The sequence below is a fragment of the Solirubrobacter phytolaccae genome (genome assembly GCF_027587195.1).
Classification (GTDB): domain Bacteria; phylum Actinomycetota; class Thermoleophilia; order Solirubrobacterales; family Solirubrobacteraceae; genus Solirubrobacter; species Solirubrobacter phytolaccae.
Genome location: NZ_JAPDDP010000035.1, coordinates 55,374 through 72,022 on the forward strand (window position 1 = coordinate 55,374; position 16,649 = coordinate 72,022).

Here is a 16,649-nt window from a genome sequence, read left to right on the forward strand (position 1 = left end):
ATCTACTTCATCGGTCTCTCATCGAGCGAGCGTCATTCGCTCTCGTCAGCGTCCTTTCCCGCGTTGGCGCGCGTGGCCGCCATACGAGCCAGCATCTGCGCCTCCTGCTTGGGCGTCAACGCCGGTTTGCCCTCGGCGGCGCGCCGCTTGCTGGCCATCGCGACGATCCTCTGGTCGTACGCGACCGCCTCGGCCTCGGCCGCATTCTTGCGGGTCTTGTCGGCTTCGAGCATCGAGCCCAGCCGTGCCTCGGCGGCCTCCCGGTCCTCGTCGGTGAACTCCGACGCCCACGCCGCCTCGCGGTCGGCGACGAGCGCCTCCACGGTCAGGTCGGACCGGCCGGCGTCGATGAGCGCGTCGTACCCGTCCTTGGCCGGCGCGTGGACCTTCGCGCGCACGTAGGCAACGAGCGCGGTGCCGTCCTCGGCGCGGCGCTCGACGGCCTGCCCGAAGCGCGTGATGTGCAGCGGCCGCTTCGCCGCGTTCACCGCGCCCGACGTGGGCGTGATGACCACCAGCTCCCGCAGTCGTGCCAGTAGCGCCTTCTGCGCGTCGTTGACGTCAGGACTCATGGAGGGCGGGCCGCTTCGCGATCATGCCGTGCACGGTACGACCCCACGCGGAGTACGGGCTACTCCTTGGTCAAGCGCGGCGAAGCTGAGGTCCGGTTCAGGTTCCTCTCATACGGTGGAGGACGTGAAGCTCTACGCCCTGCCGGTCGCCGCTCTCTGCGCCTTCGCCCTCGTCGGTTGTGGCGAGGAAGCCGCCGAGATCCGTGACAACGTCGACCAGGCCCGTGAGGGCGTCCGCGACGCCGAGCGCCTCCGCGACACCGTGCGCGACTTCGACCTCACCGGCGCCGAGGCCCGCGCCCGCGAGGCGATCGGCGACGGCCAGCCGGTCAAGGACGTCTCGTGCCCGGTCAAGCCGCGGATCAACTGGGACCTCGGCGCCGTCGAGGTCCGCTGCACCGCCACGCTGGACTCGGGCGACGCGCTCAGCGTCCCGGTCCGCTACGTCCCGGGCGAGGGCTTCTCGACGGGCCGCGTGCAGCCCGCGGGGTAGGCTGGCGCCGGTGGAGCGCCGGTCGCAGCGGATGTGGGAGCTGCGCGAGACGTTGCGCGCCGTCCTCCGTGACCGGGCGTTCTCTGCACCCGACCCGGCCGTCGCCCAGGTGATCGAAGCGGTCCGGGAGGAGATCTGTCGGTTCCGCTTCGAGGAGTACGTGCTCGTGTGGGCCGCCCGGCACGAGTTGCCGCCCGACCTCGCCATCAGCGAGTTGCTCACCCGCCCGCCGGCGCCGATGTCGCGTGCGCACCTCCCGATCGGCTACGTCGCGCGCGACTTGATCAGCGAGGTCGTGGCCCGCGACGTCCTCGAGCTCGACATCCGCTTCGACATGGCCTACGACACCGAGGTCTGCGACGAGCCCCGCGCCGTCGCGATCATCGACCGGCTGTTCGGCACGCTCGACCGCCCGGTCTTCTGGAGCTCGACCGGCCTGACCCCTCAGACGTTCAACGAGGGGATCATCGCCGCCGACTCAGAGCACGTGCTCGTCGTTTGGCTGGGCGACGAAGACTGAGCACCGTTCCTTTACTTCCCGTTGATACGGTAAAGGGCATGAGCCTCGTGTCCCGGAAGAATCAGATCACGATTCCGGCCGAGGTGATGCGTGAGGCGGGATTGGCCCCGGGCGATGATGTGCGCGTGCGGAGCGCAGGCCCAGGGCGGATCGAGCTGGTCAAGACCAACGAGCTCATCGGGGAGTTCGCAGGCATGCTCGACGACAGCGTCTACCCGCCCGGATATCTCGACGAGGTCCGCTCCGAGTGGCGCTAGTCGTTTTCGACAGCGACGTTCTCATCGGCTTTCTCAATCGCGACGACGCTCATCACGCCGCCGCTGTCCAACGCGTGCGTGAAGCGCTCGTACCCGGCACTCGTCGGATGCTCTGCGCGGTCAACTATGCGGAGATCCTCATCGGGCCGGTTCGCGCCGGCGTCGAAGACCGTGTCCGCCAGATGCTCGCGCAGCTGAGCATCGAGGTCGTGAGCGTGGACTCCGACTTGGCGGAGCGCGCGGCTGCGGTACGGGTTCAAACCGGGTTGAAGCTTCCGGATGCGTTTGCGCTTGCGACGGCCGTCCAAGCCGAGCGCCGCGGCCATGCCGACGTCGAGCTTGCGAGCTTCGACGAGCGAGTCCGCAAGGCATACGCCGGGCTGCGCTCCGACACGCCCTGAACGACGAAGGGCCGCCTCGCAAGAGACGGCCCATCGAGTGAAGCTTCAGCCGGCTACCCGGCTAGTTGAGAATCAGCCGCAGCCGGTGTTGTTGCCGCAGGACGAGCACGTGTAGCACGAGCCCGTGCGCTGCATCATGCCGCCGCAGTTGTTGCAGGCGGGGCCGAGGTCCAGGCCGACCATGCGGACCGGGACGACCGGCGGGGTGTCCGTCAGCGCGGCGGTCGGGGCCTTGGCGGCCGCCGGCGCGGCGGGGGCGGGCGCGAGCGCCTTGGGGGCACCGTTGCCATTCGCCGGGCCGGCCGTGTCCGAGGACGGAGCCGTGTTCTGGGCGATCGACTTCGCGCGGACGTCGGCGGTCATGATCCCGAGCTCTTCCTGCGTGTCGGCGTCCAGCCAACGCGAGGCGAGCCAGCGCATGATGTAGTCCGGCATCGACTTGGCGAACGGGATCTCCGGGTTGGTGGTGATCCCTTCCGGCTCGAAGCGCATGTAGGCGAACTTGCGGACGAGGGTCTCGAGCGGCACACCGTACTGGAGCGAGATCGAGATCGCCGTCGCGAACGAGTTCATCATGCCGCGGAGGGTCGAGCCCTCCTTGCCGATGTCCGTCAGGAAGATCTCGCCGACCGAGCCGTCCTCGTACATGCCGGCCGTGATGTAGCCCTCGTGGCCGCCGAGCGAGAACTTGTGGGTAAGCGACTTGCGCTCGCGCGGCATGCGCTTGCGCAGCGGCTCGTCCTCACGCGAGAGCGCCTTGTCCACGGCCTTCTTGACCGCGGTGGCCAGCAGCTCGTCGACCTCGGTCTGCGTGAAGATCTCCTCGCCGGCGGAAAGCGCGAGCTCGGCCTTGGCGTTGACCTCCTTGACCTCCTGCGCGTCGGTGCGCAGCGCCTGGGCGGTCTTGGAGCCGTCGCGGTAGATGGCCAGCGCCTTGACGCCGAGGCGCCAGGCCTCGATGTACGCCTCGGCGATGTCCTCGACCGTGGACTCCTGCGGCATGTTGACCGTCTTGGAGATCGCGCCCGAGAGGAACGGCTGGACCGCGCCCATCATCTTCACGTGGCCCATCGCGGAGATCGCGCGCTGGCCGACCGCCACGTCGAACACCTCGAGGTGCTCGCCCGCGAGGCCCGGGGCGCCGACGATCGTGCCGTGCTCGGCGACGTAGGCCTCGATCTGCTCGATCGCGACCTCGCCGTAGCCGAGCGTGCGCAGCGCCATCGGCACCGTGCGGTTGGCGATGATCATGTTGCCGCCGCCGACGAGCTCCTTGTACTTCACGAGCGAGAAGTCCGGCTCGATGCCCGTCGTGTCGCAGTCCATCAGGAACGAGATCGTGCCCGTGGGCGCGAGCACCGTCGCCTGCGCGTTGCGGTAGCCGTAGAGCTCGCCGAGCGCGACCGCGTCGTTCCACGTCTCACGCGCCGCGGCCAGCAGCGGCGTGTCCTTGACCGCGCTGTCCGGGACGGCGTAAGACGCGTCACGGTGCATGCGCATGACGGCGTTGTGCGCCTCGCGGTTCTCCGCGTAGCGGTCGTACGGGCCCATGGCCGCGGCGACCTTGGCCGACTGCGCGTAGGCGCGGCCGGTCATCAGCGCGGTGATGGCGGCGGCGGCGCCGCGACCCTCGTCGGAGTCGTACGCCACGCCGTTGGCCATCAGGAACGCGCCGAGGTTGGCGTAGCCCAGGCCGAGCTGGCGGAACGCGCGGGCGTTCTTGCCGATCTCCTCGGTCGGGTAGCTCGACGGCGAGACGACGATCTCCTGCGCCAGGAACACGATGTCCACGGCGTGCTGGAAGGACTCCGTGTCGAACGTGCCGTCCGGACGGCGGAACTTCATGAGGTTCAGCGACGCCAGGTTGCACGCCGAGTCGTCGACGTGCATGTACTCCGAGCACGGGTTGGACGCGTTGATGCGACCCGAGTTCGGGGACGTGTGCCACTGGTTGATCGTCGTGTCGTACTGGACGCCCGGATCGGCGCAGCGCCAGGCGGCCTCGGCGATCTCGCGCATGAGCTCACGCGCGCGGACCGGCTCACCGACGGGCTCGCCCGTGGTGCGCGCGATCAGGTGCCAGTCGGCGTCGTCCTCGACCGCCTGCATGAACTCGTCCGTGACACGGACCGAGTTGTTGGCGTTCTGGTACTGGATCGAGTGGAAGCCGTCGCCGTCGATCGACATGTCGAACCCGGCGTCACGCAGTGCGGCGGCCTTGTCCTCTTCCTTGGCCTTGCACCAGATGAACTCGCGGATGTCCGGGTGGTCGACGTCCAGCACGACCATCTTGGCCGCGCGACGCGTCTTGCCGCCGGACTTGATCGTGCCGGCCCAGGAGTCGGCGCCGCGCATGAAGGAGACCGGGCCGGAGGCGGTGCCGCCCTTGGCCAGCGGCTCCATCGAGCCGCGGATGTTCGACAGGTTGATGCCGGAACCGGAACCACCGCGGAAGATGCGGCCTTCGCGCGTGTTCCAGTCGAGGATCGAGTCCATCGTGTCTTCAACGCTCAGGATGAAGCAGGCCGAGCACTGCGGGGACTCCTCGAAGCCCACGTTGAACCAGACCGGCGAGTTGAACGCCGCGATCTGGTGCAGCAGGATGTGCGTCAGCTCCGCCTCGAACGCGTCCCCGTCCTCCTCGGACGCGAAGTAGCCGCGCTCGCGACCCCAGTCGGAGATCGTGCCCGACACGCGGTTGATCATCTGCTTGACCGAACGCTCACGCGTCGGCGAGGTCAGCTGACCGCGGAAGTACTTCTGGGCCACGATGTTCGTGGAGTTCTGCGACCACGACTTGGGGAACTCGACGTCTTCCTGGCGGAACGAGCCGACGGCGGCGGTGCGGGACTCCCACTCCACGGCCTCGTAAGGGTGCACGCCAGGCCGCGTGAACAGCCGACGCACGCTCAGCGCCTCAGGGGCACGAGTCGGTTGCGTGAGCGTGGTTTGCGGCGACGTCTTTTCCATGATGCTTGCCATCTCCCTCGGGCAGGGACTTTCAAAGTGCGGGCGGTGGACTATGCACCACGGACCGGACGACTTCACGCAATCGCGGCCGGTACTACGTGCAGAGCGAAAATCCTGCTTTTGCAGAGCAAATTCTATCGAACGAAGGGGTTCGGGTAGCCCCCGAAAGCCCCGCTCTCTCCGCCTTAAACCTCAGCGCCCGAGGCGCAGCCAATCCGTGAAATCCGCCCATGTCGTGCGGGTGCGGAAAGCGGCTTCGCGCCAAGCCGGCGAGTTGCGGCCGAAGATCAGCAGCGCGAGGGCGCCGATGAACGCGAGCGCGACCAGGACCCCCGGGATCAGGAGCTTGCTCGAGTCGGCCTTCGTGGACACGAGGCCAGGGGTCACGCTGGGCAGCGGCGTCGTCGCGGGCGCCACGGTCGGCACCGGCGTGACCGACGGCGCGACGGTCGCGGTCGCCTCCGGCGGGAGCGTCCCGTCCTCGGGCGTGCCCGTGCCGTCGTCGGTCGGCGGGATCGCGCCGTCGTCGGTGCCGCCGCTGTCGTCGTCGGGCGGCGGCAGCGTGCCGTCGTCCGGTGAGGCCGTGGCCGTCGCGGTGGCGCTTGCCGTCGCCGTCGCTGTGGCGGTCGCGGTGGGCGTCGCCGTGGCGTCGCAGCGCCCGTTGTCGTGGCGCTGGATGCCGGCCTCGATCGCCTCCCGGAAGTCCGGGTAATCCGTGTCGAAGTCGGGCTCGATCGTGTCCAGCGCGTCCTCGAGATCGGCGCGCTCGTGCTCGCAGACGTCGATCTTGCCGTCGCGCCGGTAGTCCTCATAGATGAGCTTGACCGCGTCCGACGCGCTGTCGGGCGGTCCGGGCGTCGCGGTCGGCTCCTGGGCGAAGGCGGTGGCGGGAAGAAGCGCCAGCGCGGCCACCAGGACCGTGATCAGGCGCAGTCCCATACCACTTCGAGTGTACGATCCGGCGCGCATGGAGGACCGCGCGTTCGCATCCCGCGAGGAGTGGGAGACCTGGCTGGACGCCAACCACGTCAGCGCGGACGGCGTCTGGGTCCTGTTCCCGAAGAAGAGCACGGGACTACCAACGGTCGACTTGGTCGAAGCGATCGAAGTTGCGTTGTGCTTCGGCTGGATCGACGGGCAGCGCAAGGGCCTGGACGAGACGCACTACCGGCAGAAGTTCACGCCGCGGCGCGCGCGTTCGAAGTGGTCGCAGATCAACGTGGGGCGCTGCGAGGAGCTGGTCGCGGCCGGGCGGATGCGCGCGGCCGGGCACGCCGAGATCGACGCCGCGAAGGCCGACGGGCGCTGGGACGCCGCCTACGCCCCGCCGTCGAAGATCGAGGTGCCGGAGGACCTGCGGACGGCGATGGCCGCCGCGGGCGTCGAGGCGCGGTTCGCCGCCCTCAAGAGCCAGGAGCGCTACTCGATCCTCTTCCAGATCCACGACGCCAAGCGCCCCGAGACCCGCGCGCGGCGGATCGCGAAGCACGTCTCAGCGCTCGCTGACGACCTCGAAGTCTGAGCCGCGCAGCGCCTTCAGCGCCCGCAGCGCGTCGTTGTCCCACTGCTGGTGGGGTGCGCCGCTCAGGTACCAGTCCGAGCCGTTGTCGGCGACGAGCATGCCGTAGCGCTTGAGCGCGGTCGCGACGATCCGCGCCTGGCGCGGCAGCTTGCTGATGTCGACGCCCGCCTTGAGCCGGAAGCGCTGGCCCATCGCGGGGAGGTCGGGGTCGGTGAGCGTCGAGGCGTAGTGACGGGCGGGGAAGACGAACGCCTTGCGGGTGCGCGAGACCGTGAAGCGCAGCGCGTGCTTGATCTCGCCGGCCGCCACCTCCTCGTAGCGCGCGAGCCCGGGCAGGATCGGCAGCCCGGCGGCGTCCGCGCTCGTCCAGCCCTTCGGGCGCAGCTTGTTCGAGCGCAGGTTGAAGATCGCGCCGCTCCCCGCATGCCAGGTGGAGTCGCGCCGCTCGGCCGCGAACAGCTCGAACAGCCGGCAGCTCCCCCGTTGCACGAGCAGCAGGTGGCGGTCGCCGCCGCCCTCGATCCTGGGGTTGGCCGGGATCGGGTACGGCCCGCGGTCGGACTCGCCCGCGTAGGTGAAAGCGACGCTCGACCGCTTCTGCGAGCGCGACACGACCTGGTACGGGATGCCGATCGGCCGGCCCTCGTAGGTGCCCGAGCCGAAGTCGGGATGGACCGTGTCGTCGGCGCCGATGGCCTGCACCATCGCGTCCGAGCGCGGATGGACGGCCCGGTCGTCGACGCGCTGGTTCCAGGGGCTGGACGCCGGGAACACCGGGCACCCGGCGATCGCCGCGACGGCGAGCTTGGAGCGCATGGCTCAGACGGTAGTGACCGGAACGGGCGCGGAGGGCTTGATCGCCTGCAGGCGGAGCATCGTGAGCGCGCGGCCGGCGCCGGCGCGCTTGAGGCCGAGCACGAGCCGATGGAGGTCCTGCGGGCTCGCCGTGGCGACGTGCAGGAGCGCGTCCTGGTCGCCGGAGATGGTGTCCGCGCGCAGGACGCCGGGCATGTCCGCGACGGCGCGGGCGAAGCGGGCGTCGGCCTCCGCGCTGTGGTCGGTGAGCGCGACGAGCACGAAGGCCTGGAGCGGGAGCCCGACGGCGTCCGGGGAGACGACGGCGCGGACGGCCTCGATCACGCCCTCGGCCCGCAGGCGGGTGACGCGGCGGGAGGTGGCCGCGGGCGAGAGGCCGACCGTGCGGGCCAGCTCGAGGTTCGGCGTGTCGCCGCGTTCCTGCAGCAGCGCGATCAGCGCGCAATCGATCTCGTCCAGGGGCGTCTTCACGTATCAATCATTGCGCAGGCCTTGGGTGCGGCGACGAGTCTGTACGCATGTACGCCTCAGGACCTGACTACGCCCACTCCGCCGAAGTGGTCGCACCCACCCGCTGGCTGTTCGTCGCGGGCACGATGGGGCTCGACGCCGGTGGCGGCGCGCCACCGACGCTCGCCGAGCAGCTCGAGCTGGTGTGGGCGAACCTGCGGGAGATCCTCGCCGACGCGGGGATGACGGTGGACCACATCGTGCGCGTCACGAGCTACCTGCGCTCGGCCGACTACGCGGAGGAGAACGCCGCCGCGCGGCTGGTCGCGCTGGGTGGGCGGCGGGTGCCGACGACCGCGATCGTCGTCGGCACGCTGTCTGAGAGTTGGCTGGTAGAGCTCGAGGTGGTCGCCGCCGCGTAGCTACCCTCGCGTCAATGCGCCTTCTCGTCACCGGCGGTGCCGGCTACATCGGCTCGATCGTCGCTCAGCACCTCGTGGCGCGCGGCGACGAGGTCACCGTGCTCGACTCGCTGTACAAGGGCCACCGCGCCGCGGTGCCCGAGGGCGCCGAGTTCGCCGAGGTCGACCTGCTCGACGCGGACGCCGTGCACGCGGTCGTCGCGCGCGGGTTCGACGCGGTGCTGCACTTCGCGGCGCTCTCGCTCGTCGGCGAGTCCCAGAAGGTGCCCGAGAGGTACTGGCGCGGGAACGTCGTCGGCGCGCTGAACCTGCTCGACGCGATGCGGGCTCACGGCGTGAAGCGGATCGTGTTCTCCTCGACCGCCGCGACCTACGGCGAGCCCGACGTCGAGCTGATCACCGAGGACACGCCGAACGTCCCCGTCAACACGTACGGGAACTCCAAGCTCGCGGTCGACCGGATGCTCACCGACGAGGCGCGTGCCCACGGGATCGCCGCGGTGTCGCTGCGCTACTTCAACGTCGCGGGGGCGAGCGGGACGCTGGGCGAGGACCACGAGCCCGAGACGCACCTGATCCCGCTCGTGCTGCAGGCCGCGGCGGGCACGCGCGAGAGCGTCGCGCTGTTCGGGACGGACTACCCGACGCCCGACGGCACCGCGGTGCGCGACTACATCCACGTCGACGACCTGGCCGTGGCGCACGCGCTCGCGGTCGACAAGGCCGTGGAAGGTGAGCACGCGATCTACAACCTCGGCTCCGAGCGCGGGTACTCCGTGCGCGAGGTGATCGAGACGGCGCGCGCGGTCACCGGGCGCGAGATCGCGGTCGTCGAGGAGGACCGCCGCGCCGGCGACCCGCCGCGGCTGGTCGCCTCGAACGCGCGGGCGCGGGTCGGGCTCGGCTGGACGCCCGAGAAGACGCTCGAGGACATGATCCGGGACGCGTGGGCGTGGCACTCCGCCCACCCCGGCGGCTACTGAGCCAGCAGCTCCAGCAGCGAGTCGGCGTGCTTGTCCACGAAGGACGCGCCGATGCCCTTGATGGCGAGCAGCTCGTCGGAAGAGCGCGGCTGGCGGCGGATGACCTCTCTTAGGGTCGCGTCGGTCGCGACCGTGTAGGCGGGCTTGCCGTCCGCGCGCTCACGGCGCCAGGCCTTCAGCGCGGACAGCTCGCCCTCGTCGACGGGCGGGCCGTCCTCGACGATCGGCGCCTTCTTGCCCTTGGCCTTGGCGGCAGTGATCGGCGGCAGCCAGTCGGGCGGGTCGTGGATGTCGCAGCAGCGGCCGGTCGGTTGGCCGGGCGTGGGATCCCCGAAGTGGTCGAGCAGCTGGCGGCGGCGGCACCGGTCGTTCGTGGCGTCCGCGTAGTGCTCGATCGAGCGGTAGGACTGCCAGCGGCGGTCCTTGGCGGCACGGCACAGCTCCGCGACCCGGCCGCGATCCAGCGGGCGGTCGGCGAGCGTGATGTGGACGCGTCCGCCTTGGCCGGGTGAGAGCGTGAGCGCGCCCGCCCGTTCCGCGACGGCCAGCAGGATCCGGTCGCGCTCCTCGTTCGCGGCGAGCTCCAGGTCACCCTGGGCGCGCAGGCGGTTGACGAGGCTCGCAACCTGCTCGACGGTCACCTCCGCCTCCTGGATGAAGCGCACGAGCCGGCCGAGGTCGCTGCGGGAGGCCAGCAGGACGGCTCTTCCGGGCTCGCCATCGCGGCCGGCGCGGCCCGCCTCCTGGTAGTAGGCCTCGAGGCTGCTCGGCAACGCCCAGTGCCAGACCGAGCGCACGTCCGCCTTGTCGACGCCCATGCCGAACGCGTTGGTGGCGACCACGACGTCGGTCTCGCCGCTCATGAACGCGTCCTGGACCCGCGTGCGCTGCTCGGTCGGCATGCCCGCGTGGTAGGCGGGCGCGTTGAGCAGGGCCGCGATCTCCTCCGTGCTCTTGCGGGTGCCGCAGTACACGACCGCCGGGCGGTTCTCGGGCATCTCGACGCCCGCGACGAGCGTGGCGCGCTTGCGGGCGACCGAGCCTTCACCGTCGAAGGGGAGGACGTCGAAGGAGAGGTTGGGACGGTCGAAGCCGGAGCGCACGCGCTCGGGCTCGCGCAGGTTCAGGCGCGCGACGATCTCCTCGGCGACCTTCGGCGTCGCCGTGGCGGTGCAGGCCATCGTCGGCGGGTGGCCGAGCTCGGCGATGATCGTCGCGAGGCGCAGGTAGTCCGGCCGGAAGTCGTGGCCCCACTCGGACACGCAGTGCGCCTCGTCGACCACGAACAGGGCGAGCTTGCGCTGGGTCAGGGCCTGCCGGAACGCCGGGCTCGCGAACCGCTCGGGCGCGGCGAACGCGACCTGCGCGTGCCCGCCGCGGATCTGCTCGAGCGCGGTCTGGTTGTCCTCGCCCGACGCAAGCATCACCGCCGGGTGGCCGAGGCTGGTGAGCCGCGCGCACTGGTCGCGCATCAGCGCGATGAGCGGGGAGATCACGACGGTCAGGTCGGTCGTGGCGAGCGCGGGCAGCTGGTAGCAGAGGCTCTTGCCGCCGCCGGTCGGCATGACGACGAGCGCGTCGCGGCCGTCGAGCGCGGCCTGGACCGCCTCACGCTGGCCGGGCCGGAACGTCGAGAGGCCGACGAGCGAGAGCAGCGACTCCGGCGTGGCGTCGATGGCCGCGCGCGGCGCGGCGGGGGCGAGCGCGGCGAGGTCGAGCCGCGCCGCACCCCCGCCGCGCGTTCCTCCGCGTCGAAGTCGCGCCAGCGCGCGCGGAGCTCGTCGAGCATCGCCGCGTTGGCGGCGGGAGCCTCGAAGACGTCGGCGAGGAGCCCGAGCGCTTCGTGCATGTCAGTCGGCGGGTGGCGGCGACGGGCTGACGCCGAACCGCAGCGCGCCGCGCAGCTCCGCCTCGGTCGGAATGGCCAGGTCGGCGTCCGTGGCGGACGACGGCGCCGGCGCGCCTTCCGGCGGCGGCGCGGCCTTGGCCTCGGCGATGCGCTGGGCGGCGAGTTTGGCCAGCGGCGTCAGCGCGTCACGCTCCTCGGGGGCGAGATCGCGCCACTGCGCGCGCAGCTCGTCCAGCGCCCAGGCGTTGTTGATCGGGTCGTCGAAGACGTCGGCGAGCAGGGAGAGCGCTTCGTTCATGTCAGGGCCTGGAGGGCATCGGCGAGGACGGTTTCCGGGGGTCGGGCGGCATCGAGGACGACGAACCGGCCCGGCTCCGCCGCGGCGAGCTCGTCGTACGTCATAGCCACGCGCGAGAAGAACTCTCCCCCCGCCTGCTCGAGCCGGTCCGCCTCCCGACCGGCGATGCGCGCGAGCCCCTGCTCCGGGGCGATCCGCAGCAGCAGCGTCTTGTCGGGTTCCAGTCCGGCCGTGCCGAACGCGTTCAGCGCGCGGATCTCCTCCACCCCGAGCCCACGGCCGCCGCCCTGGTAGGCGAGGCTGGAGTCCACGAAGCGGTCCAGGATCACGGTCGTGCCGCCGTCTAGGAGCGGCTTGAGCTTCTCCGCCACGAGCTGCGCGCGGGCGGCCGCGTACAGCAGCGCCTCGGCGCGCGGATCGACGTCGAGCTCCGGGTCCTGCACGAGCGTGCGGATGCGCTCGGACAGCTCCACCCCACCGGGCTCCCGGAGGACGGTGGCGCTCAGATGGTCTTTGAGACCTTCAATGAGCGTCGTCTTGCCGGCGCCGTCGAGGCCTTCGACCGTGATGAGCATCGGAGACCAGTGTGACGGGCGCGTCGGTCGCCGTTGGCGCGACTAGGATCAGACCGAGTGCTCGCGCTTGATCACCACCCGCACGCCCAGGCCGTCCTCGGCGCCGCGCTGAAGGACTCGCCCGCTCACGCGTACCTGCTGCACGGGCCGGCCGGGAGTGGCAAGCGGGACGTGGCGCGGGCGTTCGCCGGGGAGCTGCTCTCACGCGGCGCGAAGGACCCGGACAACGTCAAGGTCCGCGCGGGGCACGGCAGCCATCCGGACCTGACGTGGGTCACGCCGAGCGGCGCGCACGAGATGCTGCGCCGGGACGTGGACGAGGCGATCGTCGCCGCCGCGTCGCACACGCCGTTCGAGGCACCGCACCGGATCTTCGTGCTCGAGCGCGTGGACGTGATGAACGACGAGGCCGCGAACGCGCTGCTGAAGACGCTCGAGGAGCCGCCCTCGTACGTCGTCCTGCTGCTGCTCACCGACCGGCCGACGCAGGTGCTGCCGACGATCGCGTCGCGCTGCCAGCCGGTGCGGTTCGATCCGCCGACGACGGACCAGCTCGCGCACACGCTGGAGATGAAGGGCATCGCGCCGGACACCGCGCAGGCGGCGGCGCGGCTCAGCCTCGGGGACGGGGAGAAGGCCGTGCGGCTCGCGCTCGGGGACGGGCCGAAGCTGCGCCAGGCCGCGGAGCAGTTCGCGCGCGCGCCGCTCAATGGCAGCGTGGGCGAGAAGCCGTGGCGCGCGATCCTCGACCGCGCCAAGCAGGCGGGCGCGGACGCGAAGGCCGAGATCGAGGCGCAGCTCAAGGAAGAGCTGCAGTTCCTGCCCAAGAAGGAGCACAAGCGGCGCGAGACGGAGTTCACCGAGCGGGCCCGCCGGGCGGATCGCCGGGCCGCCACGCAGGCGCTGGACCACGCGCTGCAGCTCGCGGGCCTCTGGTACCGCGACCTGGCCGTGCTCGAGGCCGGAGCGCCGGAGCTCGTGTTCCACTCCGACCGCCTCGGGACGCTCCAGCAGGACCAGGGCAAGCCGAACCTGCACCGCGCGCAGGAGCTGGTGGACGACACGCGTGCCCGGCTGATCCTGAACGTGAGCGAAGAGCTCGCGTGCGAGGCGCTCGCGTACCGGCTCGAAGCCGCGCTCAGCCGCACCGCGTAGTCCGCGTAGCCATCCCTTCGCACTGAAGTTGTCGGCCGATCGGCCGATCTCCCCGGTCATGCGTATGCGTGAATTCCGGCGCGCAGGTCACACGCCTTCGCTCGTCGCCGCTCTCCTGCACTTCGATGTGTCGTTCGCCGTCTGGGTCATCCTGGGCGCGCTCGGCGCGTACATCGCCGAGGATCTAGGGCTGAGCGCCGCCGAGAAGGGCGTGCTCGTGGCCGTGCCGCTGCTGTCGGCGGCCGTGTTCCGGGTGACGCTCGGCGTCCTCGCCGACCGCTTCGGGCCGCGCCGGATCGGCACGATCTCGATGGCCGTCGCGCTCCTGCCGCTGCTCTGGGGCTGGCTCGGCGCGACGTCGATGAACGAGCTGCTCGGCGTCGGCGTCCTGCTGGGTGTCGCGGGCGCGTCGTTCGCGATCAGCCTGCCGCTCGCCTCACGCTGGTACCCGCCGCAGTATCAGGGCCTCGCGATGGGGATCGCGGGCGCCGGCAACTCCGGCACGGTCGCGTGCGCGCTGCTCGCGCCGCGGCTGGCCGAGCACGTCGGCTGGCACGGCGTGATGGGCCTTGCGCTCATCCCGGCCGTGCTCGTGCTGATCGCCTTCCGCCTGCTCGCCAAGGAGCCGCCCGCGCCCGCGCAGCGCCTCACGCTCAACGCCTTCGCGAACCAGCTCGGCGAGAGCGACACCTGGAAGCTGTGCGCGCTGTACGCCGTGACGTTCGGCGGCTTCGTCGGCCTGTCGTCGTTCCTGCCGATCTTCTTCCACGACGAGTACGGGCTCTCGAAGGTCGACGCCGCCTCGCTGGCCGCGATCGGCGGCGCCGCCGGCTCGTTCGTGCGACCGTTCGGCGGCCACCTCGCCGACCGCCTCGGCGGCACGCGCGTGCTGACCGTCGTCTACGGCGTCGCCGCGCCGCTGCTGCTCGCGCTGTCGAGCATGCCGTCGCTGCTGCTGGCCGGCATCGGCTTCCCGATCGTGATGGCGTTCCTCGGGCTCGGCAACGGCGCGACCTTCCAGCTCGTCGGCCTGCGTTTCGGCGCGCGGATCGGCGTCGTGACCGGCCTCGTCGGCGCGGCGGGCGGCCTCGGCGGCTTCATGTTGCCGATCGCGCTCGGCTCGCTGCACGACTCGTCCGGGAGCTACGGCACCGGGCTGTCGGTCGTGGCGGGCGTCGTGTTCGTCGCCTTCGTCGGTGTCGCCGTGCTGCGCGCCGCCTGGCGCCGTGGCTGGGGCGCTACCGCCGAGGCTCCCGTGTGACACGGACCGGGTGCCCATACTGCGGCGTCGGCTGCGGGCTCGTCGCGGAGGTTCGCGACGGCCGGCTGGCCGCTGTCCGCGGCGACGAGGCGCATCCGGTCAACGCGGGACGCACGTGCCGCAAGCCGCTCGAGCTGCCGTCCGCGGTGACGGCCGGCGACCGCGCGCTGACGCCGCTGCTGCGCGGTTCTTCCGACGAGCGCTTCCGCGACGCGTCGTGGGACGAGGCGCTCGACCACGTCGCGGTCCGGCTGAGCCAGTACCGGCCGGAGGAGATCGCGTTCTACATCTCGGGCCAGCTGCTGACCGAGGACTACTACGCGGTCAACAAGCTCGCCAAGGGCTACCTGGGCACGAACAACGTCGACTCGAACTCGCGCCTGTGCATGTCGTCCGCGGTCGCCGCGTACGACGCCACGTTCGGGAGCGACGGCCCACCGCCCGCGTATGACGACATCGAGCTCGCCTCGACGATCCTGCTGCTCGGCTCGAACACCAGCGCCTGCCACCCGATCCTGTGGGGACGGATCCGCGCGGCGCAGGAGGCGGGCGCGACGCTGATCGTCGTCGACCCGCGGCGCACCGACTCCGCGGCGGTCGCCGACCTCCACCTGCAGATCAAGCCGGGCACGGACCTCGCGCTGCTGAACGCGTTCATCGCCGGCCACGAGCTGGCGGGCGAGTGGGACGCGGCGCGCGCCGCGGAGGCGTGTGGCGTGCCGCAGGTCGCGATCGAGCGCGCGGCGCGGGCGTTCGCGGATTCCGAGGGTTCCCTCGCGATGTGGTCGATGGGCGCGAACCAGTCCGTGGAGGGCGTCGCGATCAACCGCGCGCTCCTGAACCTGTGCGTCGTCACGGGGCAGATCGGGCGCCCGGGCGCGGGTCCGCTGTCGCTGACGGGGCAGCCGAACGCGATGGGCGGGCGCGAGACCGGCGGCCTCGCGCACCTGCTGCCCGGCTACCGCAAGGTCGTGCGCGAGGACCATCGCGCGGAGGTCGAGGCGCACTGGGGCGTTCCCGCCGGGTCGATCTCCCCGAAGGTCGGTCTGCCCGCGACCGATCTGTTCGAGGCGCTGGAGGACGGCCGCGTGAAGGCCGTCTGGATCTGCGCGACCAACCCCGCGGTGTCGATGCCGGACGCCGAGCGCGTGCGCGACGCGCTCCGCAAGGCCGAGCTCGTGATCGTCCAGGACGCGTACCACCCGACCGAGACCGGGGCGCTCGCACACGTCGTGCTGCCGTCGGCGCAGTGGCCGGAGAAGGCGGGCACGTCGGTGAACTCCGAGCGCCGGATCCAGCTCATGCGCGCCGCGATCGACCCGCCCGGCGAGGCCCGCGCCGACTGGCAGATCTTCGCCGCCGCGGCGCGCCGCATGGGCTTCGACGGCTTCGACTGGGCGGATGCCGCCGAGGTCTACGACGAGTTCGCGGCGCTGACCGCGGGCCGCCCGTGCGACCAGTCCGGCGTGAGCCACGCCCGGCTCGAGCACGGGTCGCTCCAGTGGCCCTGCCGCTCGGCGATCGATCCCGGCACCGCGCGTCTGTACACCGACGGCCGCTTCCCGACCGCGACCGGCGCGCCCGTCCTCGAGCCGGCGCTGCCCGGCAACCCCGCCGACCCGCCGGACGCCGAGCACCTGCTCGTCCTCACCACCGGCCGGATCGCGACCCACTGGCACACGCTCACGCGCACGGGGAAGTCGAAGGAGCTGGTCGCGGCCGAGCCCGAGCCGTTCATCACGCTGCACCCGGACGACGCGCGCCGCGCCTGGGTGCGCGAGGGCGAGCTCGCGCAGGTGGTCTCGCGGCGCGGGACGATCAAGCTGCGCGTGCGCCTCGACGCCACGCTGCGCCCCGGCACCGCGTTCGCGCCCTTCCACTGGGGCGCGCTGCACGCGCCGGCGGGCCACGGCGGCGTCAACGACCTCACGCACCGCGAGACCGACCCCGTCTCCCGCCAGCCGGGCCTGAAGGCCACGGCGATCCGCGTCGAGCCGGTGAAGGCGCGCAAGCACGCCCGCCGAGACGAGGTGGGCCGGCGAACGGCCGCGGACGCCGGGCACGCCGCGCCGCCCGCGGGCGCCGGGCACGCCGCGAAGTCGGAT

The 16,649-nt window shown here is 71.6% G+C and carries 18 protein-coding genes; 10 read left to right on the forward strand and 8 right to left on the reverse strand.

Going from position 1 to position 16,649, the window contains the following annotated elements:
* Positions 1-32: 32 nt before the first annotated feature.
* Positions 33-572, reverse strand: coding sequence for a hypothetical protein (locus OJ997_RS19075; protein ID WP_270026791.1), 540 nt, complete (start codon positions 570-572; stop codon positions 33-35).
* Positions 573-696: 124 nt separating this feature from the next.
* Between OJ997_RS19075 and OJ997_RS19080 the strand changes: the two genes are divergently transcribed.
* The 4 genes from OJ997_RS19080 to OJ997_RS38135 are packed head-to-tail and all read left to right on the forward strand — an operon-like array spanning position 697 to position 2,243.
* Positions 697-1,065 carry a hypothetical protein gene (locus tag OJ997_RS19080; protein ID WP_270026792.1) on the forward strand — a complete coding sequence of 123 codons (369 nt, stop codon included), beginning with the start codon at positions 697-699 and terminating at the stop codon, positions 1,063-1,065.
* Positions 1,066-1,075: 10 nt separating this feature from the next.
* Positions 1,076-1,585, forward strand: a complete 510-nt coding sequence (locus OJ997_RS19085) for a hypothetical protein (protein WP_270026793.1) — start codon at positions 1,076-1,078, stop codon at positions 1,583-1,585.
* A gap of 38 nt (positions 1,586-1,623) precedes the next feature.
* Positions 1,624-1,842: an AbrB/MazE/SpoVT family DNA-binding domain-containing protein gene (locus tag OJ997_RS19090; protein ID WP_270026794.1), complete on the forward strand. Its 219-nt coding sequence runs from the start codon at positions 1,624-1,626 to the stop codon at positions 1,840-1,842.
* The gene (locus OJ997_RS38135; protein WP_372517912.1) at positions 1,833-2,243 is read left to right on the forward strand and encodes a type II toxin-antitoxin system VapC family toxin; all 411 of its coding nucleotides are present in this window, start codon (positions 1,833-1,835) and stop codon (positions 2,241-2,243) included. The genes OJ997_RS19090 and OJ997_RS38135 overlap by 10 nt, the downstream gene beginning before the upstream one ends.
* A gap of 72 nt (positions 2,244-2,315) precedes the next feature.
* On the opposite strand, the gene OJ997_RS19100 is transcribed toward OJ997_RS38135, so the two are convergent.
* Together OJ997_RS19100 and OJ997_RS19105 are read right to left on the reverse strand one after the other, a co-directional pair.
* Complete coding sequence (locus tag OJ997_RS19100; RefSeq protein WP_372517913.1) at positions 2,316-5,213, reverse strand: vitamin B12-dependent ribonucleotide reductase; 2,898 nt, start codon at positions 5,211-5,213, stop codon at positions 2,316-2,318.
* A 192-nt stretch (positions 5,214-5,405) separates the two neighbouring features.
* Positions 5,406-6,152: a hypothetical protein gene (locus OJ997_RS19105; protein ID WP_270026797.1), complete on the reverse strand. Its 747-nt coding sequence runs from the start codon at positions 6,150-6,152 to the stop codon at positions 5,406-5,408.
* A gap of 28 nt (positions 6,153-6,180) precedes the next feature.
* On the opposite strand from OJ997_RS19105, the gene OJ997_RS19110 reads away from it, so the two are divergent.
* Positions 6,181-6,735 (forward strand): YdeI/OmpD-associated family protein, encoded by a 555-nt coding sequence (locus OJ997_RS19110; protein WP_270026798.1) that lies wholly within the window; start codon positions 6,181-6,183, stop codon positions 6,733-6,735.
* On the opposite strand, the gene OJ997_RS19115 is transcribed toward OJ997_RS19110, so the two are convergent.
* Both OJ997_RS19115 and OJ997_RS19120 read right to left on the reverse strand, forming a co-directional pair.
* Positions 6,706-7,551 carry a hypothetical protein gene (locus OJ997_RS19115; protein ID WP_270026799.1) on the reverse strand — a complete coding sequence of 282 codons (846 nt, stop codon included), beginning with the start codon at positions 7,549-7,551 and terminating at the stop codon, positions 6,706-6,708. The two genes, OJ997_RS19110 and OJ997_RS19115, sit on opposite strands and share 30 nt — an antisense overlap.
* Positions 7,552-7,554: 3 nt before the next feature.
* A complete protein-coding gene (locus OJ997_RS19120; RefSeq protein ID WP_270026800.1) occupies positions 7,555-8,022 on the reverse strand; it encodes an Lrp/AsnC family transcriptional regulator in 468 nt (155 codons plus the stop codon).
* Between the two features lie 47 nt (positions 8,023-8,069).
* Here OJ997_RS19120 and OJ997_RS19125 point away from each other — a divergent pair, with 47 nt between their 5' ends.
* Both OJ997_RS19125 and galE read left to right on the forward strand, forming a co-directional pair.
* Positions 8,070-8,423, forward strand: a complete 354-nt coding sequence (locus tag OJ997_RS19125; protein ID WP_270026801.1) for a RidA family protein — start codon at positions 8,070-8,072, stop codon at positions 8,421-8,423.
* 14 nt (positions 8,424-8,437) lie between these two features.
* The gene (gene galE / locus OJ997_RS19130) at positions 8,438-9,406 is read left to right on the forward strand and encodes a UDP-glucose 4-epimerase GalE (RefSeq protein ID WP_270026802.1); all 969 of its coding nucleotides are present in this window, start codon (positions 8,438-8,440) and stop codon (positions 9,404-9,406) included.
* Here galE and OJ997_RS19135 read toward each other — a convergent pair.
* The 3 genes from OJ997_RS19135 to tmk all read right to left on the reverse strand — a co-directional run bounded on the left by OJ997_RS19135 (position 9,400) and on the right by tmk (position 12,128).
* Complete coding sequence (locus OJ997_RS19135; RefSeq protein ID WP_308213579.1) at positions 9,400-11,172, reverse strand: RecQ family ATP-dependent DNA helicase; 1,773 nt, start codon at positions 11,170-11,172, stop codon at positions 9,400-9,402. The two genes, galE and OJ997_RS19135, sit on opposite strands and share 7 nt — an antisense overlap.
* A gap of 84 nt (positions 11,173-11,256) precedes the next feature.
* Positions 11,257-11,553, reverse strand: coding sequence for a hypothetical protein (locus OJ997_RS19140; RefSeq protein ID WP_270026803.1), 297 nt, complete (start codon positions 11,551-11,553; stop codon positions 11,257-11,259).
* On the reverse strand, positions 11,550-12,128 hold the full coding sequence (tmk, locus tag OJ997_RS19145; protein WP_270026804.1) for a dTMP kinase: 579 nt from the start codon (positions 12,126-12,128) through the stop codon (positions 11,550-11,552). The genes OJ997_RS19140 and tmk overlap by 4 nt, the downstream gene beginning before the upstream one ends.
* Positions 12,129-12,185: 57 nt before the next feature.
* On the opposite strand from tmk, the gene OJ997_RS19150 reads away from it, so the two are divergent.
* The 3 genes from OJ997_RS19150 to OJ997_RS19160 all read left to right on the forward strand — a co-directional run.
* The gene (locus OJ997_RS19150) at positions 12,186-13,283 is read left to right on the forward strand and encodes a DNA polymerase III subunit (protein ID WP_270026805.1); all 1,098 of its coding nucleotides are present in this window, start codon (positions 12,186-12,188) and stop codon (positions 13,281-13,283) included.
* Between the two features lie 58 nt (positions 13,284-13,341).
* Complete coding sequence (locus OJ997_RS19155) at positions 13,342-14,544, forward strand: MFS transporter (protein ID WP_372517914.1); 1,203 nt, start codon at positions 13,342-13,344, stop codon at positions 14,542-14,544.
* A partial coding sequence (locus OJ997_RS19160; RefSeq protein WP_270026808.1) for a molybdopterin oxidoreductase family protein occupies positions 14,541-16,649 on the forward strand: 2,109 nt, incomplete at its 3' end. The genes OJ997_RS19155 and OJ997_RS19160, both read left to right, overlap by 4 nt.

Bases quoted from the DNA above. Each gene is read 5' to 3' on its own strand.
- OJ997_RS19075 (WP_270026791.1), bottom strand. From the start codon at position 572: ATGAGTCCTGACGTCAACGACGCGCAGAAGGCGCTACTGGCACGACTG.
- OJ997_RS19090 (WP_270026794.1), top strand. From the start codon at position 1,624: ATGAGCCTCGTGTCCCGGAAGAATCAGATCACGATTCCGGCCGAGGTG.
- OJ997_RS19100 (WP_372517913.1), bottom strand. From the start codon at position 5,213: ATGGAAAAGACGTCGCCGCAAACCACGCTCACGCAACCGACTCGTGCC.
- OJ997_RS19105 (WP_270026797.1), bottom strand. From the start codon at position 6,152: ATGGGACTGCGCCTGATCACGGTCCTGGTGGCCGCGCTGGCGCTTCTT.
- OJ997_RS19110 (WP_270026798.1), top strand. From the start codon at position 6,181: ATGGAGGACCGCGCGTTCGCATCCCGCGAGGAGTGGGAGACCTGGCTG.
- OJ997_RS19115 (WP_270026799.1), bottom strand. From the start codon at position 7,551: ATGCGCTCCAAGCTCGCCGTCGCGGCGATCGCCGGGTGCCCGGTGTTC.
- OJ997_RS19125 (WP_270026801.1), top strand. From the start codon at position 8,070: ATGTACGCCTCAGGACCTGACTACGCCCACTCCGCCGAAGTGGTCGCA.
- galE (WP_270026802.1), top strand. From the start codon at position 8,438: ATGCGCCTTCTCGTCACCGGCGGTGCCGGCTACATCGGCTCGATCGTC.
- OJ997_RS19140 (WP_270026803.1), bottom strand. From the start codon at position 11,553: ATGAACGAAGCGCTCTCCCTGCTCGCCGACGTCTTCGACGACCCGATC.
- tmk (WP_270026804.1), bottom strand. From the start codon at position 12,128: ATGCTCATCACGGTCGAAGGCCTCGACGGCGCCGGCAAGACGACGCTC.
- OJ997_RS19155 (WP_372517914.1), top strand. From the start codon at position 13,342: ATGCGTATGCGTGAATTCCGGCGCGCAGGTCACACGCCTTCGCTCGTC.